Source organism: Uliginosibacterium sp. TH139 (genome assembly GCF_002855595.1).
GTDB lineage: Bacteria > Pseudomonadota > Gammaproteobacteria > Burkholderiales > Rhodocyclaceae > Uliginosibacterium > Uliginosibacterium aquaticum.
In genome coordinates this window covers 1-24,349 of record NZ_PKRR01000002.1, presented here as the reverse complement: position 1 = coordinate 24,349, position 24,349 = coordinate 1, and the positions used below count along the sequence as shown (strand labels likewise).

Genomic DNA, 24,349 nt, shown 5'->3' with positions numbered 1-24,349 from the left:
ATCAATGTTTCGGCATCATCGCCAGCACGGCTTCGCGCGCTCGCACGAGAAAATCCGCCTTGGCCTCTTCCGCACCCAGTGCCAGCGGCGTACCGAAACTCAGCACGCAGACCAGTGGCACCGGCAGCAGATTGCCCTTGGGCATCACGCGATTGAGGTTTTCCATGCGCACCGGCACCAGCTCCACGTGGGGGTTGTCCCGTGCCAGATGGTAGAGGCCACCCTTGAAGGCCTGCATCTCACCATCGAGTGAGCGCGTGCCTTCGGGGAAGAAAATCAGCGAGTCGCCGGCGTCGAGTGCGGCTTGCAGCGGCGCGAGCGGACTGATGCCGGGCTTCGGTTTGCGTTCGACCAGCACGCCGCGGAACACGCGATGGATCAGGTATCGCCGCAGCGGCGAGGCGTCCCAGTAGTCCGCACCCGCTACCGGCCGGGTGCGGTAACGGATCGAGGGTGGCAGCATGGCCCACAGCAGCAGGAAATCGAGATGGCTGGAGTGGTTGGCGAAGTACAGACGCTGCTGCGCTTCGGGTTTACAGCCCAGCCAGTTGGCATAGGCACCGGTGAGCAGGCGGGCCAGCGCAATCAGGAAAAGTCCGGCGAAACGATCAAGCCACATACAGGAAGCCGCTGGCGGCCAGCACGAGAAATAGTTGTGCGCATACTACCGCAGCCAGTCGTACGACCAGCTTCCGCGTGGCTGCTGCGCGCTGGGCCAGATCGCGTACATCCGTGCCCTGGCGTAAGCCCAGCTGGCTCAGCGCGGCGTCGAAATCCGGCAGGGCCCTGGCCTCCTGCTCATGTGCGGCGATCAGCTCGAAGGCGGCTACGTCGAAACGGATGCGCAAGGCGTACCAGGCCAGTGCCAGACCCAGCAACAGGGCCGTGCCGAACAGCCACAGTGCAGGTGCTGCCGCCTGCCGCGTTGCGAGCAGCAGGCCGCCAGCCGCGACTGCACACAGGATGCCGCCGAAGACTTGCAGCGGCTGGGTACTGCGCAGAAAGGCGGCGCTGAGGGTGGCGAGTGTGCGGTCCGGGGTCATGCGTGTCGGGCCCTGTTTTGTAATCAAGGATGTTTTGCAGACGAGAGGCCTGCCGCAATGCTCTGCGCCTGCAGGCGCACATGGGGTCGTGCGCGCCGGATTGCCATCACAGCCTCTTCCGGCGTGTGCGCGCGATGGCGCACCAGCCAGGCGGCCACGCTGGCGGCACTGCGCGAGAAACCCAGCGCACAGCAGACCCACACGCGCTGCCCTTGATGGCGAGCATGTTCTATGGCGTCCGCTGCCGAGGCCAGCTGCTTGCCGTTGGGGGGCAGGAGGTCGAGCAGCGGGAGGCTGTATGCAGCCGATCCCGGCACGGGCAGTGGCAGTTCGGCGGCGAGGTCGATGACCTGATCGATGTTGTAGTGGATGAGTGTGGCGGCGTCCGGCTGACGGCCGAGGAAAACGCCATCGATGACTTCAGCGCCGGCTGGAAGTTTGCGTGTCCATAGCCATACGTTGAGCCGCGCACCCAGCAAGTAAGGGGTGAAGAACATCCAGCTGCGCCAGGGCATGCGCGTGCCCTGCTTGCCGAAGTGGGCGCCTTCGCCAAACAGATAAAGCGCGGCGACACCGGCAAGGGCCGCAGCCGTCCAGTACAGCAGCCAGGCGAGGGCGGCGGGGAAGAGCAGGGCGCCCAGGCCGGCGGCTGTCAGCGCACCGGCCCCGTAGTACAGCGCAAGGCGTGAGCGTTGTGCTTCCAGCCCGCGCCAACGCCATGGTGTGTCGCCATCCGGCACCAGCAGCAGGCACAGCGCACCGGCCCAGAAGCCGGTCAATACATCGATGAAATGGTGCTGCCAGGTGGTAAGAACCGACACGCCAATCAGCGCGAACCAGACGTGGAGCAGCCAGCGGATCGAGCGATGTCCTGCGAGGTCGGCATAGAAGCGCCACAGCACGACGAGCAGGCAGATATGCAGTGAAGGCGCCTGGTTGTAGGGCAGGTCGAAGCCTGTGAGTGCATCGAACATTGCGCCGGCCCAACCATGAGTTTCGGGGCGGCTGAACGAGAAATGCAGCGGCCATATCAGGAAGCCGGTAATGCAGAGGACTTGCGCAGCCAGCAGGCGTTTGGCCAGACGGAAAAGTTCGTCGCGGCTGCGTGCGGCAAACAACGCAATGCCGTACAGAAAATCGATGCTCCAGTAGGGCAGGATGGTCCAGGCAACAAAGGGGATGTGTTGCTCCCAGCCGAATACGTAGACGCCTACGTCGCTGCGCTGGGCGGTGAAGTGATTGGCTGCGCTGTAGCTGCCAAAGAACAGCACGCCGAGAAAGGCGCCCCAGGCAAGGGCCTGAGTCCAGGGGCGTCTGGGTTTCATGACGAGGTTTTCAGACATTTTGGGTTTTGCGCAGGGGGCGTCAGGATGAACCGCAGGGCCGACTTCTGCCGGCCCTGCGGGTTGGGTGTGCGGCTGAAGCCTAACCTAGGCCAGATTGCGCCGCGCAATCGACACCGTGAAGATGCCCCACTCATCGGCCAGCGTGTGCAGCTTGGTGAAGCCGGCGGCTTCGACGAGCTGGTCCATTTCGGCCTGCACGCGGCGGCGCATCACCCAGGGCTTGCCATCGCGATGGCTGGACAGCACGCGTGCAATGAACTCCAGCTGCGGGTGCCAGGGCTGACCGGTGTAGATCAGGTAGCCGCCGGGCTCTACGGCATCCGCCATACCGGCGAGTGATTCGCGCAGCAGTGCGTTGTCCGGAAAGAGTTCGTAGAGGCCCGAGACCACGCCGATCGTGGGGCGGGGCGATACGGTGGTGAGCGAAGCGCGGTTGAAGGCATCGCCCTGCACGAAGCGTGCAATGCCCTGCAAGCCCTTCTCGACGATGAGCTTGTTGCCCTTCTCGACGTTCAACTCGGAAAAGTCGCGCAGCAGAATGCCATCCGGCTTCTGGTCCAGCTTTTCGATGCCTTCGAGGATGTAGCGCCCGTGGCCGGCAGCGATGTCCAGCACCTGTACCGGGCGGCCTTCCGCGCGCAGCTTCGAGATGGCTAGCTGCAGCAGTTGCTCGACGTGCAGTTTGCGCTGGCGGATGCCGCGCCAGCCGATTGCGTCCAGATAGTTGCGGTCGATCAGGCGCCCAACCAGGCCCTGGCCGCGTGCTTCATTGCGATAAACGTAGTCCAGCGTGCTGCCCGAATCGAAGCCGGTGGCAAAACCCAGGCGCACGCCCGAGGAGAGTCGGCCGATGCTGCTCATGGACAGGCGAGAGAGCGCAAAGGCCCAGCGCTTCGGACTCAGCAGGGGCAGTGGCCGCGCGAGTTGGGTGTATTCGTCAAAGCTGTAGCCGCGCTGGTGGGCGTCGAGCAGTTGCGGCTTGAGTGCTTCGGCCTCGAAGCGCTCAAGCAGGAAGCTGCGTAGCTTGGCAATGGCAAGGTGGCGATCCACTTCGCCGAGCGTGTCGTGATAGAAGCCCTCAAGGACGTGTTTTTCTTTCACAGCGCTGCCCAGACGCTCGAAGAATTCGTGCTGGGGGGCGTGATGCACCACCCAGTCTGCGCCGGAGATCAGCAGCTGGGTCGGCACCTGAATCGCGCCGGCATCCTGTACCACGCGCTCGGCCGCTTCGTAGAGCGCGAGCAGGATGTTGACCGAGATCGGCCGGGTGATCAGCGGGTCCGCGTTGAAGGAGCTGATGCGCGCCGGATCGTGCGTCAGGTAATGCGCCTTGACGTAGGAATTGACGTAGAAGTTGCCGAACAGCTTGTGCATCAGCGTGAGGCCAGCACGCGCGAAGGGGACGTAAAGCTTGACCTTGAATGCCGGTGAGGCGAGCGACATGCAGCGGATCTGCGGCGCGTGATCATGCACCCAGGCGCTGACCGTGACGGCGCCCACACTCTGCGCAATGACGCCGACATCCGAAAGCGGCAGGCCGTGCTGTGCCGCGGCAAAGCGCACGAACTCATCCACATCACGAACCGAACGGCCGAAACTCGGCGAAAAGCCGCGCGGGCCTGCGTTGCGGCCATGGCCGCGGGCATCCCAGGCATAGAAGGCAAAGTCCGGCAGCTGCAGTTCATCCACGACATGGGCCATGCGGCCCGAATGCTCATGCCCGCGGTGGAACAGCACGATCACGCCGCGTGGCGTGGCGCTTTGTGCGGGCCAGTGACGATAAAAGAGCGAGGATCCGTCGCTGGTGGTGAAGCTGCTTTCAATGACCTGACGACTCATGTGTGCTCCGTAGGGAGTGAGAAAACCTGATAGGGCTGAGAGTCATTCTATGCGGAATAAATTTCTAGTGGTTTTCCGCAATACCCACTCGTCTTGAGTGGATTTTCTGTCTCACCATTTTCTCGTCGGTGCAGGGGGCGTAATCCAGGGGCTTGTGTGCCCGCAATGCCGGCTTGCGCAGCGCCGGAGCTCGCCCGATGATCGAGCTGGTTTTTTCGTTAAAAGGATGACGACATGTGTACATCGGTCTTGCAGCGTCTGACCGCTGTTTCAGTTCTTTGTCTTGCCGGCGGCATGTGTGGTGCAGCCCAGGCAGAGGATTGGCAGTATTCCGTGCAGCCTTACCTGTGGCTGCCAACCATCAATACCACCTTCCGTTTTTCGGCGCCTGCCGGCGGCAGTGCGCCGGAGAGCGAGGTCGGCCCGAACGACTGGCTCAGCAATCTGCAGATGCTCGTGATGCTCAATGGCGAAGCTCGCAAGGGTGATTGGTCCATCATTTCAGACGTGGTCTATCTGAGCTTTGCCGGCGAAAAGAGCCATGTGAAGAGTATCGATTTCAATGCCGATGGTGCCCACAACCGCTATTCCAGCAGCCTGGATGCCGGCAGCAATACGACATTCAAGGGGCTCGAATGGACACTGGCCGGTAGCAAGGTGGTGGCGCGTAACAGGGCCGATACTTTCGAAGTGCTAGGGGGTGTGCGCTACTTTGGCCTCAAGGCAACGGCAGATTGGGCGCTGAATGCTTCGGTCAGCGGCCCGGCAGGCACGAGCAGCTTCCCGGCCAATGGCAGCATTTCCGAGCGCGTCGATCTGTGGAACGCCATTGCTGGCGTGCGCGGTGATATCCAGCTTGGTGCCGGCAACTGGCATGTGCCGTATTACCTGGATTTCGGCGTGGGGCCGGATGCGCAATCCTGGCAGGCCATGCTGGGGCTGGGTTACCGCTTCAAGTGGGGGAGCGCCAACTTCGCCTATCGTCACATCGCTTACGACCAGCCTTCCGACAAGCTGGTGCAGAACCTGAGCTTCAGCGGGCCGGCCTTCGGCGCGAGCTTCAAGTTCTGAGGGAGCAGGCTGCAAGCGAACGGCCCGACACTGTCGGGCCGTTTTTCACTCTGCAGCAGCTTCAGCCAGCCCCTTGCGTACGCGCTGCACGATGGTCAGTGCGCAGAGCAGGCTCATGAGCGGAAAGACCAGCGCCTGCCAGCCCTGCACCGGCAACCCCAGCCAGATGGCCAGCGCCAGCGCCCCGATCACGAAGGCGCGGTCGCTCTTGCCGAAGGGGCCGTCATAACGGCGTGAGGCGTCCACCATGAGGCCGATCACGCCGCTCATCTCGACCACGATCGACAGCGCAATGAACACCCCGACCCACAGCGCCGGGAAGTGCAGCAGGGCGGCGAAGGGCAGGTAGAGGCAGGCGTCCGAGATCACGTCGGTGAGCTCGTTGAGGTAGGCGCCGAGTTTCGACTTTTGCCCGAACTCGCGCGCCAGCATGCCGTCGATGGCATTGAAGGCCATGCGCAGGAACATCCACAGCGGGATCAGGCCGAACAGCGCCGGGCGCGGGTCGATGAAGAGCCACAGGCCCAGAGCCACCGAAATCACGCAGGCGGCAAGCGTGACCTGATTGGCCGTGACGCCGGCATTGAAAAGCGCGCGGGTCAGCGGGCGGAGCAGGTTCTGGAACTTAGGCTTGAGGGCGTAGATGCTCATTGGGAGTTAGGTTTCAGGGTGAGGATGAAAGTCTGGATCACAACGGCTTTCCGAGGAAATGCGAGCGTATTGCATAACCCTGTTCTTCGTACAGCGCGATCGCCCGCTCATTGAAGGCCCATGCGTGCAGGCGCATATCGATGGCGCCATGCTTTGCTGCCCATTCTTCCGCTCGTGCCATCAGTGCGCGGCCAACTCCCTTACCACGATGTTCACTGGCTACGCTGACCGAGCCGATGCGTCCGTAGCGCATGGGCTGCATGAGTGAGCCGGACTCCTGGAACATGCTGACAGAGACAAAGCCGATGACCTGGTCATCGCGCTCTGCGACGAATGTCTCGGCCTCCGGCGCGCCGATCCCCTTTGCCCAGAAGGCCTGGTCGCGCGCCGCTTCGCCTGCGGGGGCAAAGATCTGTGGCCAGACGCGGTGGTGGATCTCGTTGACCTCGTTGCCCAGTGCGCAAATTGAAGGAATGTCTGCAATGGATGCCTGGCGGTAGCTGATCATCACGCTTCGGAGAGACTGCTTAAGTGAATGGCAACTACTTTATCGTCATAACGCAGCCTGCGAGCAGATTGGGGGTCACGCTGGCTCGAAATATTCCAGCATCAGCTGCAGGCTCTGCACGCCCTGCCATTCATTGCTGGAGAGGCGGTAGGCGGCGCGGATGCGGGCGGGCACATTTTCGGCGCAGTTGAAGCGCACTGCTTCAAAGACTGCGCCGGGCTTGGCCAGCTCCAGCTTGAGGTGCCGTTCCTTCATCAGGCGCTGGCGTTTGACTTCGAACACGTCCTCGAAGAGTGGCGCGGCGAAGCCCTGACCCCAGATCTCGTCGTCGATGAGGCGAGCGGTTTCGAGGCTCATGTAGCCGGTCTCCAGCGCGCCGTCGGTCTCCAGCGTGCGCTGCAGATCATTGGGCGGTACCAGTTCGGCTACGGTGTCGGCAAAGATCTGGCGGAAGCGCGTGAAATCTCGCTCGCGGATCGTCAGGCCGGCGGCCATGGCGTGGCCACCGAATTTCAGGATCAGGTCCGGATGGCGTTTGGTGATCAGGTCCAGAGCGTCGCGCAGGTGGAGTGCCGGAATGCTGCGGCCCGAACCCTTGATCTCGCCGCCATCATCCTCGCGCTCGCTGGCGCGGGCGAAGGCAATGGTTGGGCGGTGCGCCTGATCCTTGATGCGGCCGGCCACGATGCCGATCACGCCCTGATGCCATTCCGGCTCGAATAGCGCGATGGCCGGTCCTTCATCAATCCGGGTGGCATCCAGCGTGGCGAGCGCGGCGTCGCGCATCTCGGCCTCGATCTCGCGCCGCTCCACATTCAGGTTCTGCAACTCCTGAGCGATGGTGAAGGCACGGGCATAGTCGTCGGTGATCAGGCATTCGATGCCCAGACTCATGTCGGACAAGCGCCCGGCGGCATTCAGGCGTGGGCCCAGCGCGAAGCCCATGTCGAAAGGGGTTGCGCGCGCTGGGTTGCGCCCGGCCATGGCGAAGAGGGCACGGATGCCGGCGCACATGCGGTCCGAACGCATGCGATTGATGCCCTGGCGCACCAGCAGGCGATTGTTGGGATCGAGCTTGACGACGTCGGCTACCGTACCCAGCGCCACCAGATCGAGCAGGCTGGCGAGGTTGGGTGCCGGATTTGCGTCGGTGAATATGCCACGCTGGCGCAGTTCGGCGCGCAGAGCCAGCGCGGTATAGAACATCACGCCGACGCCTGCGAGGTTCTTGCTCTCGAATGTGCAGCCGGGCTGGTTCGGATTGACGATCACTTCGGCTGTGGGCAGCGTGTCGCCGGGCAGGTGGTGGTCGGTGACCAGCACCGTCATGCCCAGCGCCTGCGCTGCAGCGACCCCTTCCACGCTGGCGATGCCGTTGTCCACGGTGATCAGGATATCGGCTTCGAGACGCGCCACGTCGGCGACGACCGAGGGCGAGAGGCCGTAGCCGTGCACCACGCGATCCGGCACGAAGTAGTGCACGTCTTTCGCGCCGAGCAGGCGTAGCGCCCGGATGCCGACCGCACAGGCGGTGGCGCCGTCGCAGTCGTAGTCCGCCACGATTACCATGCGTGCCTGGGCTTCGATGGCATCCGCCAGCAAGCGCGCGGCGTCCGCAATGCCCTTGAGCCCCTCAGGCGGCAAGAGGCCTGCAAGGTCCATCTTCAGTTCGCTGGCGGAATGGATGCCGCGCGCAGCGTAGAGGCGAGCCAGCAGAGGGTGCAGGCCGGCGTCCTGCAACTGGCGGGCGGTGCGCGAATCGGCTTGGCGCTGGATCAGGCGGGTCATGCGGGGCGGTTCTCCGTAGGGGCCTGCAGCCACGCGCTTAGTCCGCTGCCGGCGAGTGGCTTGCGCCAGAAAGCCCAGCGTGCGAGGCGTGGCAGCCGGACGCTGAGCAGACATTTGTCGGACGGGGCCTGCAGACGGAGTTCCTGAATCCGCCCGCTTTGCCAGGCCGCGAGAAGGGGCTGCAGAAGCCGGCGTTCGATTTCCTGCAAGCCACCCAGCCAGGCATTGAAGTCGCCCATCTGCGCGGCCTCCTGCAAACGGCCGTCGTGCAGCCAGCTCTGGCCGGGCAGTCCGGCGCAGATGCGCGCGGGGCTGTCGATGAACTGGCAGGCGGCCCGGCGGGCAAGGCCGCGCAGCAGCGGGTCCGAGCTACACAGATGCGTGGTGGGCGCCTGCAGGGCGGGCAGGGCGGTGTCGGCCTGGCCCCAGAACCACAGGGCATTCGGTGCGAGCTGGCCGCGCTCACTACGGGCCTGACTCACGGGGTGATTGTGCAGGCAGACCTGTATCTCGTTGGCGAGCCGGTTCCAGCGTCTCGCGTCCTCGCCTTCGGATGGGAAGAAGGCAACCGGGCGGCCGAGCACTTCGGCTAGCGGATGGAAGCGGGCGCCGACCGGCGCCTTGGCGAGCAGGTAGAAGCGCTCCGGGCTGGCGGCATGCCAGTGGCCCAGATCGGCGAATTCGGTGTTCAGCGTATCGATCAGCGCGCTGACCTCTAAGGGCTGCAGGGCCAGTTCGCGCGGACCGCGCAGAAGCAGGGCGTCGGAGGCGAAGCTGAGCGAGACCGGATCGGCGCAGAGTACGTGCGTTGCGGCGGTCGTGGGGTGCGTGTCTTCGCCGGCCAAACGCAGCGCCGCCCAGGGCAGTTCGCTGGCGCCGAACTGAGCAGGGAGCCACTGTGACCAGGGTTCCGCCGCCTGCTCGCGGGTGTCGCCGCGCCCGAGCAGGGTGGCCAGCGCCGGCAGATCAAGTTGTTGAAGGGAGGCCGTGATGCCGCTGCCGGGCCAGACGAGGCCGGGCAGAACAAGCGTGGCGCGGGCGGGCTCGCTGTGCTTGGGGCGGGTGCCCATGCTGGGATGAAAACTCACAGGATTTTCAAGGCCGAATAGGGCGCTAAAGAAGGGCGCTAAAAAGGGCGCGGGGTGCGCCAGAGGCCAGGGCAGTGTAGCATTGCCGCGCCATGAAATTTCCTCTCCTTGTCGGGCTGCGCTATGTGCGCGCCAAGCGTCGCAATGCCTCGGGCGGCGGCTTCATTTCCTTCATTTCCTTTGCCTCGATGGCAGGTATTGCGCTGGGCGTGATGGCCCTGATCGTGGTGCTATCGGTCATGAACGGCTTTCAGGAAGAGCTGCGCAACCGCATCCTCGGCGTGGCGGCGCATGCGCAGATCCTGTCCTTCGATGGCAGTCTGCAGAACTGGCGCACCTACAGCGCCAAGGCGCTCGAGCGCAAGGATGTACTCGCGGCAGCGCCCTTTGTGCAGCAGCAGGCGATGTTCTCGATGGATCAGGCCGTGCGCGGTAGCGTGATTCGTGGCATCGATCCGGCACTGGAGGATACCGTGGCCGACTTCGCCCGCTTCATGCGCTCGGGCGAGCTGGGCGACCTGAAGCCAGGCGAGTTCGGCGTGATTCTGGGGCGTGAGCTGTCGCTCGCGCTGGGTGTGCGGCAGGGCGACAAGGTGACCCTGATTGCCCCGCAGGGGCTGGTGACGCCGGCCGCTGTGCTGCCGCGCGTGAAGCAGTTCCGCGTGGTGGGCGTGTTCGAGGCGGGCATGTATGAGTACGACTCGGGTCTGGCCCTGATCCACATGAAGGATGCACAGACGCTGTACCAGATGGGGGACGCGGTGAGCGGCGTACGTCTGCGCCTGGCCGATCTGTTCAAGGCGCGTCAGGTGGCGAGCGAGCTGGGCGGGCAACTGCCGCAGGATGCCTTCGTGAGCGACTGGACCCAGAGTCATGCGAATTTCTTCCGTGCCGTGCAGATGGAAAAAACGGTGATGTTCATCATCCTGTCGCTGATCGTGGCGGTGGCCGCTTTCAACATCGTCTCCGCGCTGGTCATGGCAGTGCAGGACAAGAAGGCCGATATTGCGATTTTGCGCACCCTGGGCGCCAGCCCGGCCGAGGTGATGACGATCTTCGTGATCCAGGGGGCCACCATGGGCCTGATCGGTCTGGGGGTCGGCACCCTCGGCGGTGTGCTGCTGGCCAAGAACATCAGCACCATCGTGCCGTGGATCGAACGCACCTTCCACATGCAGTTCCTTGCCAAGGACGTCTACTACATCTCGGATCTGCCCTCGCAATTGCTGTGGGGTGACGTGCTCGGCGTGCTCGGGGTGGCCTTTGTGCTGACCGTGGTGGCCACGCTCTATCCGAGCTGGCGAGCTTCGCGCATCAATCCGGCGGAGGCGCTGCGCTATGAGTGAAGTTGCGATGAACGAATGTGTGTTACAGGCCCGTGGCCTGTCCAAGGCTTATGGCAGCGGTGATGCGGCCGTGCATGTGCTGAGTGGCGTGAGCCTCACCGTGGGCAAGGGGGAGACGCTGTCCATCATCGGAGCCTCGGGCTCCGGCAAGAGCACCTTGCTGCATCTCTTGGGCGGGCTGGATACCCCCAGCGCCGGCTCGGTGGAGCTGCTGGGCCGTCCGCTGACCTCGATGAACGAGGCCGAGCGTGGCCGCATGCGCAATCAGGCGATGGGCTTCGTCTACCAGTTTCACCATCTGCTGCCGGAATTCACGGCGCTGGAAAACGTGGCTATGCCACTGGTGATCCGTGGCCTGCCCACGCCGGAGGCGCATGGGCGCGCGGCGAAGATGCTGGAGTCTGTCGGCCTCGGCCATCGCCTGACGCATACGCCGGGCGAGCTCTCCGGTGGTGAACGTCAACGGGCTGCGATTGCGCGCGCGCTGGTAACCGAGCCGCGCGTGCTGCTGGCCGACGAGCCGACCGGCAACCTGGATCGCCAGACCGCCGCGACGGTCTTCGACCTGATGCTGGACCTGAACGAACGTTTGGGCACCGCCCTGGTGATCGTGACCCACGATCCGGAGCTGGCCAGGCGTGCCGGCAGGGTATTGAACCTGCGTGACGGAGTGCTGGAGGGCTGATGGCGCGTGCCCGGCTCAATGTAGGTCGGGGGCGTCGGCGAGCAGCAGAGTCAGTGCCGGATGTGCCACCGGGCGACTGAACAGATAGCCCTGGCCGCCGTCGCAGCCGAGTTGCCGGAGAATGGCGGCCTGCTCAGGGCTTTCGATGCCTTCGGCAATGATTGCCATATGCAGCGAGCCGGCGAGTGCCACCATGGCCTTGACGATGGCAACGCCATCCTTCTTTTCCGGCAGGTGGGTGATGAAGGAGCGGTCGATCTTGATGCGGTCAATCGGCAGGTCGCGCAGGATGCTCAGCGACGAGTAGCCGGTGCCGAAGTCATCAATGCTGACGGCAATACCCAGGCGTTTGAGCGCGCCGAGAATCTCGATGCTGCGCTCGATGACCTGCAGCGTACTCTCGGTGATCTCGATCTCCAGCGCCTCGGCGGGGAAACCCGTCTGGGCCAGGGTCTCGCTCAGGGTGTGGATGAAGTCTTCGCGGCGAAACTCGCGCGCCGATACGTTGACCGCCAGGCGTAACTGCTCGCCCGTTGCATTCCTGAGCCCCGCGATATCACGACAGGCGCGCTCCAGGACCCAGCGCCCGAGGCTGTCGATCACGCCGCTTTCCTCCGCGATGGGAATGAAGCGATCCGGCGGCACCATGCCTAGTTCCGGGTGCTGCCAGCGCAACAAGGCCTCAACGCCGAAAATCTGCCCGCTGGCCAGCTTGACCTGGGGCTGGTAAAGCACGCTGAGCTGCTTTTCCTCGATGGCGTAGCGCAGACCCTGTTCCAGTAGCAGGCGCTCGTTGGTGTGTGCCGCCATCTCCTGTGAGTAGAAACAGTAGCGGTTGCGCCCTGCCGATTTGGCCGAGTACATCGCGATGTCGGCCGCGCGCATGAGCAGGTGCTGGTTGTTGCCGTTCGCGGGGTATACAGCGATACCGATGCTGGCGGAGACGGTGATTTTCTGGCAGCTCAGGCTGACCGGCAGGCGCACCGTGTTGAGGATCTTGCGGGCCAGCTCTGCCGCGTATTTTTCACTGGCACCGCTGGCCAGAATCACAAATTCGTCGCCTCCGAGGCGGGCCACGGTGTCGGTGCCGCGCAGGGTGTCGCGCAACCGTCCGGCGATGACACGCAGCAATTCGTCACCGACGCTGTGGCCCAGGGTGTCGTTGACGACCTTGAAGCTGTCCAGATCCAGGAACAGCAGCAGGCAGGAGTGTTTCTGACGGCGGGCCAGTTCGATGGCCTGACCCAGGCGATCGTCGAAGAGTAGGCGATTGGGCAGGCCGGTCAGAGGGTCATGGTGAGCGAGATGATTGAGACGCTCCTCGACGACATGTATTTCGCTGACGTCGGAGAAGGCGATGACGAAGTTGCTGACCTGATTGAGCGGGTCGCGCACCACGCTCAGGCTTTGCCAGGCAGGGAAGCGCTCGCCGCTGCGCCGCTGACACAGCACCTCACCCTGCCAGTAGCTGTCCGGGCCGGCAGCCAGGGTGGCGAAGAAGGCCGCACTGTCGTGCCCGCCGCGTTGCACGCCGAGCAGCAAGTCGGTGTCGAAACCCAGCGCTTCGGCCTCGCTGTAGCCGGTGATGCGCGTGAAGGCCGCGTTGACCGCGACCACTTGGCGCTCGGCACTGGCGATGACGATGGCTTCGGCGGCGGTATGAAAGACGACGCTGGAACGACGCAGACTGTCTTCCGACTGGCGGCGCTGGGTGACATCCTGCAGGATGCCCACTACCCGGCCTTCGCTGCAGGGGCCGGAGTAGGCCCTGACGTTGGCCTCCAGGACATGCGGACCACCGTTGGTGCGCAGGGTACGGAATTCGATGTGCACAGTTTCGCCGCAGCAGCGGGCCTGGCCCAGGGCTTCTGTGACCCGCGCTCGATCGTCGTCGTGCACCCGGGCGATGAAGGCTTCCCAGGATTCGTCGAGCGGCATCCGGGTATCGCCGAAGAGCGCGCTCAGATGGCCGTCACCGTGAAGACGGTTGCTCTGCGGCAGCCATTCGAAGACGGCTAGCGAGGCTGCGTCCAGCGCCAGCTTGAGGCGCAGTTCGCTGTTCTCCACCGCCAGCTCGATTTCGCGCCTGGCCAGCGCCATCTGGATGGAGGCGTGCAGCTCGCGCACATCCCAGGGCTTGACGAGGTAGCCGAAGGGCCGGCTGGCCAGTGCGCGCTGCAGCGTGTCGTCCTCGGCAAAGGCAGTCAGGTAGATGACCGGGATCTGATGGCGCTGCTGGATTTCGGTAGCGGCCATTACGCCGTCCATGGCGCCTTCAAGGTGGATATCCATCAACACCAGATCGGGGGCGACCTTGGCGATGCAGGCCAGAGCCTGCTCGCCGCTGCCGACCATGGCACCGACCCGGTAGCCGAAGGACTGGAGCTGGTTCTTGAGGTCGAAGGCGACGATGCGCTCATCCTCGACCAGCATCAGGTTGATGGGTGTTTGGCTGTTCATGGCGAAGTCTCCATGACGGAATCGAGCGGATCGAGAGGGAAGCGTAGGCTGAAGCGTGCCCCCGGTCCGGTCCCGAAGCTGCAGCGGCCCTTGAGCTGCTCGACCAGCAGGGGCACCAGTTGCAGCCCCAGTGACTGGATGCCGTTCAGATCAAAGTCGGGCGGAAAACCGACACCGTTGTCGGTCACAATCAGTTCCAGCTCCTTGGCGTTCAGATGCAGTTCGAGGCCGATTTCGCCGGAACGCCCCTCCGGAAAGGCATGTTTGAAGGCGTTGGTCACCAGTTCGTTGACGATCAGGCCGCAGGGAATGGCGCGGTCGAGGTCGAGAAATTGCGGCCCCGAGGGCAGGGCCCGGCGCAGGCTGATGTGTGCACTCTCTTCGCGGTAGCTGCTGAGCAACAATTGGGCGAGGCGTTCAAGGTATTCGCCCAGATCCACGCGCGAGTAATCCTTGCGTTCATAGAGCAGCTGATGGGTCAGCGCCATCGCCCGTACGCGGCTTTGGCTCTCGCTGAGAATGGCGCGCAGGCGTGGTTCCTGGGTGTGGGTGGCCTGCAGGTTGAGCAGGCTGGCGATGACTTGCAGGTTGTTCTTGACGCGGTGGTGTACCTCGTTGAGCAGCACGGTTTTTTCTTCCAGCGCCTTTTCCAGGGTTTGCTGTACCCGGCGGCGTTCGGTGATATCCACGATGGAAGCCAGAACCATCCGCCCTTCTTCGGTTTCGATCGGGTTGAGGCCGATCTCAACTGGAAACTCCGTGCCGTCGGCCCGCCGCGCGAAGAGGTCGCGGCCGACACCCATCGGACGGGGCTGGGATTCCTTGAGAAAACCGTTGCGGTAACCCACGTGCTCGCCATGCAGGCGCTCGGGGACCAGCATCTCGATCGGCTGGCCGATCACTGCGCTGCGTGGAAAACCGAAGAGCTGCTCGGTCTGGGCATTCACCAGAACGATGCAACCCTTGCGATCCACCATCACCATGGCGCTGGGCGCATATTCCACGACGCGGCGAAAGCGCTCTTCCAGGCGTTTGCGTTCGGTGATGTCGACGATCGCCGCCAGCACCATGAAACCGTTGCCGGCGTCTATCGGAGTAAGGCCGATCTCGACCGGGAATTCGCTGCCATCGTGGCGCCGTGCGAAAAGCTCGCGGCCGCTGCCCATTGGGCGTGGATGGGGATTGCTGGAGAAGGCCTGGCGAAAGCCCGGGTGCTGGCCCGCAAAGCGCGCCGGCACCAGCATTTCGATGGGCTGGCCCAGTAGTTCGTCGCGGCTGTAGCTGAATACCCGCTCGGCCTGGGCGTTGGCCAGCACGATCCGGCCTTCTTCATTCACCATGACCATGGCGGTGGGCGCCCACTCGACGGCCCGCCGGAAAGACTCGTCACCGGGAAGGGGGAGGGCGGCATCGTTCATCATTACTTCCCTGATGGAAGAGGCCGCCAAGGCCGGGCTATCTGCCGTGAAATGCTAGGGCTGTGCCGGAGCTTCAGGGCGACAGGCGCGACTGCCCTGGCACAAAAGCGGGTAGAGCCAAGGGATTGCACTGACCTCACGCGCAATCTTCGGGCAGCGTCTCCATACATTCTTCTCGTGCCCAAAGTCAGGGAATGAGAATTGTTTCTAGCTCTTTCTCAAGCCGATTACCAATCAGATTATTCGCTGTGTGTCGCTCAGTTGCCGAACAGGCCGTACCAGCCAAAGCCGATGCTGAAGGTGGTGGAATCCCTCACGCCAGCCACACGGGCTGCGGTGAGGTCGATGCCAAATTTTTCTGGGATGGCCCACAGGCGCAGGCCAGTAGCCTGTGTGGTGCCGGCGCGTTGCTGGTACTGGGCTTCGGCAAACAGCATCACGCGTTCATGCGCGTCCCACGCCAGCGCGAGATTGGCCAGGCGGGCATTCTGCTGTTCGACGCGATCCCGCGCGTTGCCCAGATTGGCATGCAGGTTGAGGCCGTTCGTGATCTCCCAGCTTGCCAGCAGCAGGGCGCCATTTTCGACCGGGCGATAGCCTTCCCAGGCTTCTTCGGCGGCCGGATAAACGCGGGCGCGGCCAGTCCACAGCTTGGCCCCGAAGCCGACTGGACCGAACTTCAGCACCTCCGGCGCCCACTTCAGAGCCAGGCTTTGCGCACTCTCTTTCTGGGCCTCGGGCAGTTTTGTTTCCGAGGCCTCCAGCCCCAGCTCGAATTCGCCTAGCCCGCAAGCCGGTGAAGCGACCCAGGCGCGGGTGTCTTGCGTTCTCTCGTACCAGGCTTCGAGCTGGCATTGCTTGTCCCCAACGGTCGCGGCATCGTCGGTGCCCAGGGGGCGCCCGGCATGGGCCTGGAGGCTGCTCAGGGCGAGCAGCAGAAGGGCAAGGCGGCAGAGAGGGCGGTGCAAGATGGCATCTCCGTGAGGATGGGGGATGTCATCAGGATAGTCATCGGATGAAAGTTGGTATTAATTTTTGTCAATCAGCACCCAATTGCGCTTTGGTGCTGCAGCGGCGCGTCTTGCAGCGTTTATGCCAGCTGTGGCGCAGCCAGATTTCCCAGCCGTATTTCACCGAGAAGTAGCCTGCTGCCGCTAGCAACAGGGCGAGCAAGGGCAGGCCGACGAGCAGGGGCTCGCCCAGTTTCATGATCCATTGCGCCCAGGCAGACATCATCTCCGCGAGGCTATTCCAGTCCACCTCCGGCGGATGCGTGAAATGGGCATGACTGCCGGTCACGAAGCGGCCGATCATGAAAGCCGCGAGATACAGCGGCACGATGGTGAGTGGATTGGAGAAAAAAGTACCGACCAGCGCCAGCGGCAGGTTCACCCGGAAAAACATGCACAGGATGCCAGCGCCTAGCATTTGCAGCGGGCCGGGAATCATTCCGCAGAAGAGGCCTACGGCAATCCCGCCGGCCGCAGAGCGGCGGTTCAGGTGCCACAGACGGGGATGGAGCAGGGTATTGCCGAGCAGGCCGAAGATGCGATGTTCGCGCAGGCTGTCGGGATGGGGCAGGCGATGGCGGATGAATTTGCGCATGGAGTCATTATGGCGGAGCCGATGGGGGGATTGACCGCTGGCAATGCGGGTAAGTTCAGCCGGAGGCCCGGCGGGGGCTGGTAATAATCCCCGCATGCGTCTTTTGATCGTGTTCTTCGCCCTAGGAATCGCATCCTGCCAGTTGCAGGCAAACCTGCAGCCCTGGCCGTTCTGCATGGGTTGCGCCGCCGCACTGGTGGGTGTGGCAATGATCCTGCCGCGCAAGCCCCTGCGCGTGGCGACCCTGTGGCTGGCGATGGCCTTGTTCGGGTTTGCGTACGCTAACTGGCGTGCCGAGTTGCGTCTGGCGGATAGACTCGCCGAACATCTGGAGGGACAGGACCTGCTGCTGCGCGGGCGTATCGCGGGCTTGCCTCAGGTCTTTGAGCGTGGTCTGCGTTTTCGCCTGGAAACCCAGCAGGCTCCTGCTGGAGTCCCTGCCACCTTGATGCTGAGCTGGTATGCGCAGGGAAGGGGTGAGCTGCGACAGATGCCACCAGCAGTGCATACAGGCGAAACCTGGCAGCTCGCGCTGCGCTTGCGCCAGCCCCACGCCAGTCTCAACCCGCATGGCTTTGATTACGAGGGCTGGCTGTTCGAGCAAGGCATTGGCGCGACCGGTTATGTGCGCAGCGGGCCGGGCAATCAGCGCCTCGAGGACAGCGGAGGCGGCCTGATGGCCCGGGTAGATCGCTGGCGCGAGCAGATCCGCAGCCGCTTTGAACGGGCGCTGCCCGACGCTGCCGGGCGCGGTGTGCTGGTGGCGCTGGCGGTGGGTGATCAGGCCGGCATTCCGTTGGAAATTCGTAATTGAAACCTGAGGTTTTCTACGAAAAATCTACCTGGTTTTAAACCTAATTTTTTTTCATCAAAAAAAGCTTTGAAAACAAAATCTGAGGTCTCTTGGCCTCTGACTTAAAACTGAGTGGTAATTAAATTTGATCTCGAAGTGAGGTAATCAAAAACTATGTGCGCTGCAGGCTTGTTCCAAGGATAGTTCACCGACTAAAAAGCCACATAGAAGCATTCGCTCGGCGCCGTTGTGAGTGAGCTCAAGTAGTACAGAACTGCCTCATGAAACAAGGCTGTACCGGAGATGAATGCCTGGGGTGCTAGCATTCTCATGAGGGCAAAATTTTCGAAAACAGAATGCGCCATCCGTTTATAGGTCTCGCCGTCACACCAAATCTGCTACGTTGATTCATGATGCAAAAATCGAGAATCGGAGGCTGTATGGCAAGCACGACGGTATTGGAGGGAGGTCGAGTAACCATTCCCCTTTCTGTTCGTCAGTCACTTGGCCTCGGCCCGGGTGACCGCGTGATGTTTGTTCGCGTGGGATCAGGCTGCTATGAGCTGCTGGCAGTCACCAACTCGGTCACGGACCTCAAAGGTCTTCTACGAAAGCCCCCCAATCCAGTGACCCTTGCCGAGATGGATGCAGCTGTTTTCTCTCAGGTGGGTCTTCTGGGGCTTGGCTCTCCAGGTTCTGAGTAGAGGCGGAGCTTGCTGCGCGGTCTCTACACTATCAGGGGCGATTCAGTCTCACCCACGCCATGCACGGCAAATACGTTCTTGGCGAGATCGATCCCGACGGTAATAATGCTCATGGACTTCCCCTTTTTGACTGAGTGAATGACGAAGTGTGGAAACTCCATCATAGGCAGCTCGCGCTGCCTGCGGCTTCCGCCGCAGCCTCGGGACGGGGAAGTCCCTTTCATTCGTTATGCGTCCGGAGTCGCGCTGTGACCTCTATCGTTGAAACCTGCTGGGGCCCTCGTGCGATTGATGAGGCGCCCCATTGGCATCTCATCGGCGCGTCATCGCTCTTCAATCACAATGTTCGTATTGGAAAGGGTGCTCTACTTTCTGTCTCTGCCTGTATTGAGGCGGAGCCTCATCTTGAAAATGCGCAGACCCCATACGCCTATTCTAGGCTCAGCGACCCAAAGGAACGGATGTTTGAGGAAATACGAAGCGCTAGGTACCCCACATGTCCACCGCGGCTAAAGAGTCTGTACGTTTTCGATGACTACGCACTTGTCGAACGAGCACTTCGCGAGTGGTTCCAAAATGAACGGAAGGTTGTGCGCGAATGCCGGTTGTTAGTGGGTGCAGTCACTCACAAGGCCGACACCGCGTGGCTGAATGCCCACCCAGCGCAGTGGGCTCAGTTCGCCGAGAGGTATTGGGTCGGTGAAATGACTGACAATCCGTTTCCTGAAGTTCTGGTTCATGGCGCACTCTACTTCCCGGAATGGGAGTCGTTCGGTGACGCATAACCTTTCAGTCGAGCGGACCTGCGCGAAAAACCGCGCAGGCCGCTAACTTACACGTTAGCAGTCTTTAGGAGCCGCTTTGGGCCTGACCACATTCTTATCATCAACAGTCGTAGCTGGCCTTGTCGCTGCTCTGGTATCGCTTCGAACAAATGAGCGCAACATTCAAATTACCAACGTCACACAGGAACGAGCCAAGTGGCGACAGGCGATCCGAGAGTTTGCCGATGAGATACTCAAGGCGGGGAGAGTCAAAGATAACGAAAAGTTGAAGCTCTTATGCGCCCAACTTTCACTGAATCTCAACCCGTTTGACTCCGAAGATAAGGGCATAGTGGAGGCCGCTAGCAGGTTAGCCGCAGCAGAGACCACGGAATCCCAGATTGCCGAGTTCGTTGATCGCGTTGCGCTGTTATTAAAACACGATTGGGATCGAGCCAAGTACGAGGCTAGCCCTTGGTTTTTTCAAGACCGAGAACCCGATAGAGTTTCGTATTGCGAGTTTAAGCGGACTGCACCTATGCCCCCGAAAGCCCGGCCCGGTATCAAGCATTGGATCAGGCTTTTCTACTATTTTGTGGGCCTAGGATGTTCAGCGGCCATTATGTACTTCTTGGTTGTTGGACTAAACACCCCCTTCCACACCCTGATCAAAGAATTCAACGATCTCACGAAGGAGAAATCGCTTTCCGCTTGGGCCGAGTTCTTGTCGTGGTCGCTGTTTTATGGCTCCATCTGGTCTGCCGCATACCTGTGGTTTAAGGGTAGCGAGAAGAAATTTTTAGACCGCTGGTTTTCAAAATGATGGCTAACCCATCATTCCACCGGACCTGCGCAAAAACCCGCGCAGGCCGGTGAATTCAAACGTTTGGCCTCATAAATTTCGCGCTATGAACGCGCCAGTTGTTTTTATACTTTCTGAGCGGAGAAAAAGCATGACAAACACGAATCCCAAAAGAAATGGGAAGACCGTTGAATATGGTGGAGTCGCCTACGACTTCGACAATGAAGACGATGCAAAAGGATTTGAAGGTTGTATCAACGGTGGTGGCAAACCTGGCTCCTGTGCCGAGCAATGGCGCTGTCGCAACAAGAGAACGCTCTCCAAAGATAATGGTCTGGGGCTGGGAATGTAGTCGTGGGAGGCACAAAGCCAGATTTCACAGTTTTGAACACAACATGCAGCCCGCCCCCGCTTCTTGGAATTCAGGTTTGTCTGCTATGAGGCCGAACCCTTTGTCGCAGGGGACTGGCGCATAAAGCCGCGCCAGTCCCCTGAACTCGAACGTTAGGCATTTCGAAAGTACCGCATGCCCATTGAGCACATTGCAATTCAAGGTTTGTGGCCGTTGCTTCGCAAAATTCCAAGCGCTGTTGGCTTCTTGGCACGCGGGTACTTCACACGCGAACGTCTCGCATCACTTGTTTACGTCGATCTTTTTCCTCGCCATGAATCTGCTCGTGTTGACCTTGCTGAGGTGGCCACATTCCAGTTCTGCCTTCAAGCAATTAACCTTTCCCCATTCGAGCTTGAGCTAGATCGTGCAAGATTTCAGCTCTCATGTGGTGGTGTGCAACTGGAGGGTGCGATTCTCAACAAAGAGCGAATAGCTTCCGGAGCAAGTACAAACCTATTTTTCTCTGGCGCTATTCAAGATGGACAAGCAAATCAAATATGGAAGTTCCGTGAAGAAAATTCGGTTTCTCTAAGCGGAAATATTGAGTTCAACTGTGTGGCACGACAATTTTCCAAAAGGATAATGCACCTAGACGGTGTCAAACTAAGTGTTATCAACGGGCAGCATCGCAATGCAAACGCCTAACACTACAGTCGGGCGGTAAATCACACGCTTCGCTTGTGGTTTACCGCGCTCCGCTCCGGCCGCCCCTTACTTCCACGTTATGTTTCAAGATGCTTTTGAATTATGTGAACATAATAAGTCGTTGTAGCACCAGTCGCGGCTCTCATTGGACAGTTTTTAAGTCGCGGTTTTATGGTTTTGCTGCGCAAAATATTCCATAAAACCACAACTTAAAAACTGCCGCTGAACTCGGCGTTAGGCGTCACCAACTGCGTCGGCAAGTTCGAAAGTCAACATGCCTCCACAAGACTACGATCAAACACTCACACGCTTCGGGCTCGAAAGTCTGAAATCTGGGCTGGAATTACAGGTCACCAAAGGAGGCGACATCGCGATCACCCGCGACGGTGATCTACAGCTTGGCAATTCGCGCACAAACGGAATGTTCAGATTCATCGAGCGTTGGCGTCAAAGTGAGGCCGCCATTGATGAACTGTTTGGGCCAATGAAACGAGCCTCATAAACGCTGGAGACCCTGTCCTCTGCGAGAGAAAATGGATCAGGGCCTTCGCTAAGCAGAAATCCCACTGATTACCATGAAGCCACCGATTCGATTGTTGAGGCTCAGCTCGTCTCAGCCACGCTGGCAGGAGCAATTGCGGTCATTCAACACAATCTTTTGGTAGGGCTGAAGCTTGATCTCAATGCATCAGAAGATGAGTGGCGCAAGACTTTCCCGGCTTTCGGAGGCTATTCATTGGGAGAAATTTTCTCTGCCGCAGCAGCGAATTTCCGCCACTACGACGAGTGGGCATCTACGAAGTCCCCAACAACACAGCAGCTTGCATCTATGAAGGTTCTCTGCTCGCTGCTAAACGTTTCAGTGCTTACCGCACATGGCCACCCGAGCATTAGAACCAATGTTTGCGGCAGAGTACTTATGTTTCTATCGGGGGGCTCGATTGACACACTTCATCAACTCACCTTTGAGTATGCCAAATCTCTAGCCAAGCATCCCTAAGAACGTGGTCTAAAGGCGCTGCCTAACTGGTTATTCAACGCGGATGCCAGTACGGGATATGCTTTCGGCATTGTCGTGGCCTGTGTCGGTAGACGCAGCCTAACGAAAGCGCAAAAACAAAAATTATTCATGCTCGGAATGCCCTTGGGCGGTTGCTTTGGTACCCTGGCCGCGGTTCTGCGCGCAAGTCCTTCATCCATGAGCAGAAGACCCTGTTCGTCCGCGACCTCCCAAGCCATGGCCGTTCGGTTGCCATCCATTTTTCCCTCCCCCCCCATTCTCCTTTCTTAAATGCGATTGGACTATTTGAAATGGAGGGGAAGTTTTGTAGTTTGAATTGAGCAGCCTGCGCGGTTTTTTGCACAGGTCCGCTAGAATGAAGGGGTGGGCCGCAGTATCTATGAGCCACCGCTGCACTCCTGAACCCTAAAGATAACGATCTCTCCGCTCATTGAACCGACGAGAATATTCCCATCGCCAAGAAATGCAATACGACTTCCGCTGCTAACTGAGCAAGGTGATTTGGGGTACATCTCGAACTGAAAAATAAAGGACCGAGCGGTTTCGGTAAGAAAGGTTTCGTAACTCTTGACACTCTTTTGTGATGTGGAATAAACCACGCCACAAAATACAGCAAAGCTCAACAACTGAATAAGCCGCGTAGTTCTTGGGTAGGGAATGGTTTCCTTCGGAACCAACCCTGGAAAGAACACTGCCTTCGCCTTTTCGTCGGGAAGCGAGTGAACCATCATGAAGAACGGAAGGATGACAAGCAATAATATGCTGAGAATGCCAAACCCAGCTGTGATAAAAAACGGAATTGTGAGTATTGAAATAAAAGCGATTGTGTGAGGGAATTTCGACGGGTCGATACCAATAATATCGTTGACGACATGGCTCGACAGGACGATAGCAAAGTTCGCGCAAAGGCTAAAGAGGATCACTAAAAGTGCTTTGCCCAGTACTGTTTCGTAGACCTTCTTGTAGAGCGAGACAAGGTCATGGGTGATTGCTATGACCCAGAACGCGAGAAATATAAATAAGAGTCCTTTTGCATTCTCCGATCCGAGCAGCGGCCTTGCGGAAAGATAGGTCGCCAAAATCGCGAACGAATTCACGTAAAGACGCTGGTTTATGTGGAGCCTGAAATAGGTCTCTCCAACGGTTGCTATCAAGTCTCGGATATTGTTCATCGCAATAGCTCTGAGGCCAAAAGTTTGAATTCACCGGACCTGCGCAAAAAACCGCACAGGTCCGGTGGAATGATGGGTTGGGCCTCTCATTGAGGACTAAATTGACTTCTCAGATGTTCCGTAACCCAAAGCGCAGCTTTGGGACGTCCCTCTCGACGGACTAAAAAGGGACTTCCCTCGGTTGCCGGAGGCGTAAGCCTCGTCGGCATCAAAGTGCCAAGATTGGTGTTGCGAAACTCAATCTGAATGGCGAAAGGGGAAGTCCATATGAATACTACGACGGTCTCTGTTGATCTGGCAAAGCAAGTGTTTGCCGTGTGTGTAGGCGATGCACATGACCATGGCGGCAAGATAACAGTCTTCAATCGCGTCGAGTTGCTCGCCTTGCTCAAGACCCTGCCCGCCGGTACTCGGATTGCCATGTAAGCCTGCGGCACCGCCTACTATTGGGCGCGCACGATGCTCTCCACCGATGAGGATGGCTCCCTGGCGCCCGAATCCCTGCGCCAAATGATTTAGGGCGTCCTCACTCAGCTCACCGCGCTGGATGCGCGCGTCGAAGAATGCTCGGCGCACATCGGCTTCCGCGGCTTGCTCATCCTGCAAGTCTATCGGCTGCACGCTGTCGGGCAGGCGGTTTGTGCAACAAAGCCCCCCTGGCGCCAAAGTATGTCCTGAATTTCCGTGTCCTTACACACACGGAAATCAGTATGAATACTCGGAAATGCAAGGCCTGCGGGCGATACTTCAAACCCTGCCCGCAAACGCGTGGACAACTCTATTGCTCAGAATCCGAATGTCAGCGTGAGCGACGCAGGCGCACGAAAGAAGCCGAGCGAGCTGCAGATAAAAGAGCCAGATTGGATTGTACTGCACTGGGTGAGCCTGCCCGTCAGGCAACACTAGACCGGAAGCCCGAAAGCTCTTTGCACGCTAAGGAGCCCGTTGGGCGGTCTGAAACACTCCCGTTGGACACAATTTCCCCTGGACGCTACCTGCTTGTTCGCGTGAATGACGATGGAAGTGAAAGCCGGCACGCGTGCCTCGTCGAAATCCGCGTCCTGCCTCAGTTTCCAGCGGATGGTTGAAGGTGTTGTCGCCTACATGTTTGAATCGCCCCGGCCTTCCTAGACACTTCGTAGCCTTAAACTGGCGACCAAGTCGAGGTGTCTATGAGCAGCAAGCGGTACACGGAAGAGTTCAAGA

Annotated in this window: 23 protein-coding genes; 10 read left to right on the top strand and 13 right to left on the bottom strand. The window is 60.3% G+C overall.

The window, feature by feature from the left end; all coding sequences use genetic code 11:
* Position 1: 1 nt before the first annotated feature.
* From C0V76_RS03820 to C0V76_RS03805, 4 genes are all read right to left on the bottom strand, one after another.
* Entirely contained in the window at positions 2-619 is a 618-nt protein-coding gene (locus tag C0V76_RS03820) for a lysophospholipid acyltransferase family protein (protein WP_101941068.1), read from the bottom strand.
* Positions 609-1,070, bottom strand: coding sequence for a hypothetical protein (locus C0V76_RS03815; protein ID WP_143707347.1), 462 nt, complete (start codon positions 1,068-1,070; stop codon positions 609-611). Before C0V76_RS03815 ends, C0V76_RS03820 begins: the two co-directional genes overlap by 11 nt.
* A complete protein-coding gene (locus C0V76_RS03810; RefSeq protein WP_101941650.1) occupies positions 1,067-2,368 on the bottom strand; it encodes a phosphatase PAP2/dual specificity phosphatase family protein in 1,302 nt (433 codons plus the stop codon). The genes C0V76_RS03815 and C0V76_RS03810 overlap by 4 nt, the downstream gene beginning before the upstream one ends.
* A 105-nt stretch (positions 2,369-2,473) precedes the next feature.
* The gene (locus C0V76_RS03805; RefSeq protein ID WP_101941066.1) at positions 2,474-4,228 is read right to left on the bottom strand and encodes a bifunctional alpha/beta hydrolase/class I SAM-dependent methyltransferase; all 1,755 of its coding nucleotides are present in this window, start codon (positions 4,226-4,228) and stop codon (positions 2,474-2,476) included.
* A 234-nt stretch (positions 4,229-4,462) separates the two neighbouring features.
* Here C0V76_RS03805 and C0V76_RS03800 point away from each other — a divergent pair, with 234 nt between their 5' ends.
* The gene (locus C0V76_RS03800) at positions 4,463-5,299 is read left to right on the top strand and encodes a hypothetical protein (RefSeq protein ID WP_143707346.1); all 837 of its coding nucleotides are present in this window, start codon (positions 4,463-4,465) and stop codon (positions 5,297-5,299) included.
* Positions 5,300-5,344: 45 nt separating this feature from the next.
* Here C0V76_RS03800 and C0V76_RS03795 read toward each other — a convergent pair whose 3' ends face one another.
* From C0V76_RS03795 to C0V76_RS03780, 4 genes are all read right to left on the bottom strand, one after another.
* On the bottom strand, positions 5,345-5,950 hold the full coding sequence (locus tag C0V76_RS03795) for a CDP-alcohol phosphatidyltransferase family protein (RefSeq protein ID WP_101941064.1): 606 nt from the start codon (positions 5,948-5,950) through the stop codon (positions 5,345-5,347).
* 37 nt (positions 5,951-5,987) lie between these two features.
* A complete protein-coding gene (locus C0V76_RS03790; protein WP_101941063.1) occupies positions 5,988-6,458 on the bottom strand; it encodes a GNAT family N-acetyltransferase in 471 nt (156 codons plus the stop codon).
* Positions 6,459-6,533: 75 nt separating this feature from the next.
* Positions 6,534-8,246: a single-stranded-DNA-specific exonuclease RecJ gene (gene recJ / locus C0V76_RS03785; RefSeq protein WP_101941062.1), complete on the bottom strand. Its 1,713-nt coding sequence runs from the start codon at positions 8,244-8,246 to the stop codon at positions 6,534-6,536.
* Entirely contained in the window at positions 8,243-9,334 is a 1,092-nt protein-coding gene (locus tag C0V76_RS03780) for a hypothetical protein (RefSeq protein WP_143707345.1), read from the bottom strand. The genes recJ and C0V76_RS03780 overlap by 4 nt, the downstream gene beginning before the upstream one ends.
* Positions 9,335-9,426: 92 nt before the next feature.
* On the opposite strand from C0V76_RS03780, the gene C0V76_RS03775 reads away from it, so the two are divergent.
* Together C0V76_RS03775 and lolD are read left to right on the top strand one after the other, a co-directional pair.
* Positions 9,427-10,680, top strand: a complete 1,254-nt coding sequence (locus C0V76_RS03775) for a lipoprotein-releasing ABC transporter permease subunit (RefSeq protein ID WP_101941060.1) — start codon at positions 9,427-9,429, stop codon at positions 10,678-10,680.
* Positions 10,673-11,365 carry a lipoprotein-releasing ABC transporter ATP-binding protein LolD gene (lolD, locus tag C0V76_RS03770; RefSeq protein WP_216821649.1) on the top strand — a complete coding sequence of 231 codons (693 nt, stop codon included), beginning with the start codon at positions 10,673-10,675 and terminating at the stop codon, positions 11,363-11,365. Before C0V76_RS03775 ends, lolD begins: the two co-directional genes overlap by 8 nt.
* Before the next feature lie 15 nt (positions 11,366-11,380).
* Here the strand turns inward: lolD and C0V76_RS03765 are convergent, their stop codons facing one another.
* The 4 genes from C0V76_RS03765 to C0V76_RS03750 form a co-directional block, all read right to left on the bottom strand.
* Entirely contained in the window at positions 11,381-13,825 is a 2,445-nt protein-coding gene (locus tag C0V76_RS03765) for an EAL domain-containing protein (protein ID WP_101941059.1), read from the bottom strand.
* Complete coding sequence (locus tag C0V76_RS03760) at positions 13,822-15,246, bottom strand: sensor histidine kinase (protein WP_254048186.1); 1,425 nt, start codon at positions 15,244-15,246, stop codon at positions 13,822-13,824. Before C0V76_RS03760 ends, C0V76_RS03765 begins: the two co-directional genes overlap by 4 nt.
* Before the next feature lie 254 nt (positions 15,247-15,500).
* Entirely contained in the window at positions 15,501-16,211 is a 711-nt protein-coding gene (locus C0V76_RS03755; RefSeq protein ID WP_101941058.1) for a hypothetical protein, read from the bottom strand.
* Between the two features lie 70 nt (positions 16,212-16,281).
* Entirely contained in the window at positions 16,282-16,848 is a 567-nt protein-coding gene (locus C0V76_RS03750) for a DUF2062 domain-containing protein (protein WP_101941057.1), read from the bottom strand.
* Positions 16,849-16,942: 94 nt separating this feature from the next.
* Between C0V76_RS03750 and C0V76_RS03745 the strand changes: the two genes are divergently transcribed.
* The 6 genes from C0V76_RS03745 (at position 16,943) to C0V76_RS03725 (ending at position 21,452) form a co-directional block, all read left to right on the top strand.
* The gene (locus tag C0V76_RS03745) at positions 16,943-17,662 is read left to right on the top strand and encodes a ComEC/Rec2 family competence protein (RefSeq protein ID WP_158239137.1); all 720 of its coding nucleotides are present in this window, start codon (positions 16,943-16,945) and stop codon (positions 17,660-17,662) included.
* A gap of 389 nt (positions 17,663-18,051) precedes the next feature.
* Complete coding sequence (locus C0V76_RS20425; protein ID WP_101941055.1) at positions 18,052-18,345, top strand: AbrB/MazE/SpoVT family DNA-binding domain-containing protein; 294 nt, start codon at positions 18,052-18,054, stop codon at positions 18,343-18,345.
* 861 nt (positions 18,346-19,206) lie between these two features.
* Entirely contained in the window at positions 19,207-19,932 is a 726-nt protein-coding gene (locus tag C0V76_RS03730; protein ID WP_101941053.1) for a hypothetical protein, read from the top strand.
* A 130-nt stretch (positions 19,933-20,062) separates the two neighbouring features.
* Positions 20,063-20,263, top strand: a complete 201-nt coding sequence (locus C0V76_RS19505) for a hypothetical protein (RefSeq protein WP_143707344.1) — start codon at positions 20,063-20,065, stop codon at positions 20,261-20,263.
* A gap of 174 nt (positions 20,264-20,437) precedes the next feature.
* Entirely contained in the window at positions 20,438-20,950 is a 513-nt protein-coding gene (locus C0V76_RS19500) for a hypothetical protein (RefSeq protein ID WP_143707343.1), read from the top strand.
* Between the two features lie 274 nt (positions 20,951-21,224).
* Positions 21,225-21,452, top strand: a complete 228-nt coding sequence (locus C0V76_RS03725; RefSeq protein WP_101941052.1) for a hypothetical protein — start codon at positions 21,225-21,227, stop codon at positions 21,450-21,452.
* Positions 21,453-22,348: 896 nt separating this feature from the next.
* On the opposite strand, the gene C0V76_RS03720 is transcribed toward C0V76_RS03725, so the two are convergent.
* Positions 22,349-23,143: a hypothetical protein gene (locus C0V76_RS03720; RefSeq protein ID WP_101941051.1), complete on the bottom strand. Its 795-nt coding sequence runs from the start codon at positions 23,141-23,143 to the stop codon at positions 22,349-22,351.
* Between the two features lie 267 nt (positions 23,144-23,410).
* Between C0V76_RS03720 and C0V76_RS19850 the strand changes: the two genes are divergently transcribed.
* Complete coding sequence (locus C0V76_RS19850; protein ID WP_158239135.1) at positions 23,411-23,569, top strand: hypothetical protein; 159 nt, start codon at positions 23,411-23,413, stop codon at positions 23,567-23,569.
* Positions 23,570-24,349 lie beyond the last annotated feature (780 nt).

What these genes read in the sequence shown, in the direction of transcription:
- C0V76_RS03820 (WP_101941068.1), bottom strand. Translation starts at nt 619, where the DNA reads ATGTGGCTTGATCGTTTCGCCGGACTTTTCCTGATTGCGCTGGCCCGC.
- C0V76_RS03810 (WP_101941650.1), bottom strand. Translation starts at nt 2,368, where the DNA reads ATGAAACCCAGACGCCCCTGGACTCAGGCCCTTGCCTGGGGCGCCTTT.
- C0V76_RS03805 (WP_101941066.1), bottom strand. Translation starts at nt 4,228, where the DNA reads ATGAGTCGTCAGGTCATTGAAAGCAGCTTCACCACCAGCGACGGATCC.
- C0V76_RS03800 (WP_143707346.1), top strand. Translation starts at nt 4,463, where the DNA reads ATGTGTACATCGGTCTTGCAGCGTCTGACCGCTGTTTCAGTTCTTTGT.
- C0V76_RS03795 (WP_101941064.1), bottom strand. Translation starts at nt 5,950, where the DNA reads ATGAGCATCTACGCCCTCAAGCCTAAGTTCCAGAACCTGCTCCGCCCG.
- C0V76_RS03790 (WP_101941063.1), bottom strand. Translation starts at nt 6,458, where the DNA reads ATGATCAGCTACCGCCAGGCATCCATTGCAGACATTCCTTCAATTTGC.
- recJ (WP_101941062.1), bottom strand. Translation starts at nt 8,246, where the DNA reads ATGACCCGCCTGATCCAGCGCCAAGCCGATTCGCGCACCGCCCGCCAG.
- C0V76_RS03775 (WP_101941060.1), top strand. Translation starts at nt 9,427, where the DNA reads ATGAAATTTCCTCTCCTTGTCGGGCTGCGCTATGTGCGCGCCAAGCGT.
- lolD (WP_216821649.1), top strand. Translation starts at nt 10,673, where the DNA reads ATGAGTGAAGTTGCGATGAACGAATGTGTGTTACAGGCCCGTGGCCTG.
- C0V76_RS03765 (WP_101941059.1), bottom strand. Translation starts at nt 13,825, where the DNA reads ATGAACAGCCAAACACCCATCAACCTGATGCTGGTCGAGGATGAGCGC.
- C0V76_RS03760 (WP_254048186.1), bottom strand. Translation starts at nt 15,246, where the DNA reads ATGATGAACGATGCCGCCCTCCCCCTTCCCGGTGACGAGTCTTTCCGG.
- C0V76_RS03750 (WP_101941057.1), bottom strand. Translation starts at nt 16,848, where the DNA reads ATGCGCAAATTCATCCGCCATCGCCTGCCCCATCCCGACAGCCTGCGC.
- C0V76_RS03745 (WP_158239137.1), top strand. Translation starts at nt 16,943, where the DNA reads ATGCGTCTTTTGATCGTGTTCTTCGCCCTAGGAATCGCATCCTGCCAG.
- C0V76_RS20425 (WP_101941055.1), top strand. Translation starts at nt 18,052, where the DNA reads ATGATGCAAAAATCGAGAATCGGAGGCTGTATGGCAAGCACGACGGTA.
- C0V76_RS19505 (WP_143707344.1), top strand. Translation starts at nt 20,063, where the DNA reads ATGACAAACACGAATCCCAAAAGAAATGGGAAGACCGTTGAATATGGT.
- C0V76_RS19500 (WP_143707343.1), top strand. Translation starts at nt 20,438, where the DNA reads ATGCCCATTGAGCACATTGCAATTCAAGGTTTGTGGCCGTTGCTTCGC.
- C0V76_RS03725 (WP_101941052.1), top strand. Translation starts at nt 21,225, where the DNA reads ATGCCTCCACAAGACTACGATCAAACACTCACACGCTTCGGGCTCGAA.
- C0V76_RS03720 (WP_101941051.1), bottom strand. Translation starts at nt 23,143, where the DNA reads ATGAACAATATCCGAGACTTGATAGCAACCGTTGGAGAGACCTATTTC.
- C0V76_RS19850 (WP_158239135.1), top strand. Translation starts at nt 23,411, where the DNA reads ATGAATACTACGACGGTCTCTGTTGATCTGGCAAAGCAAGTGTTTGCC.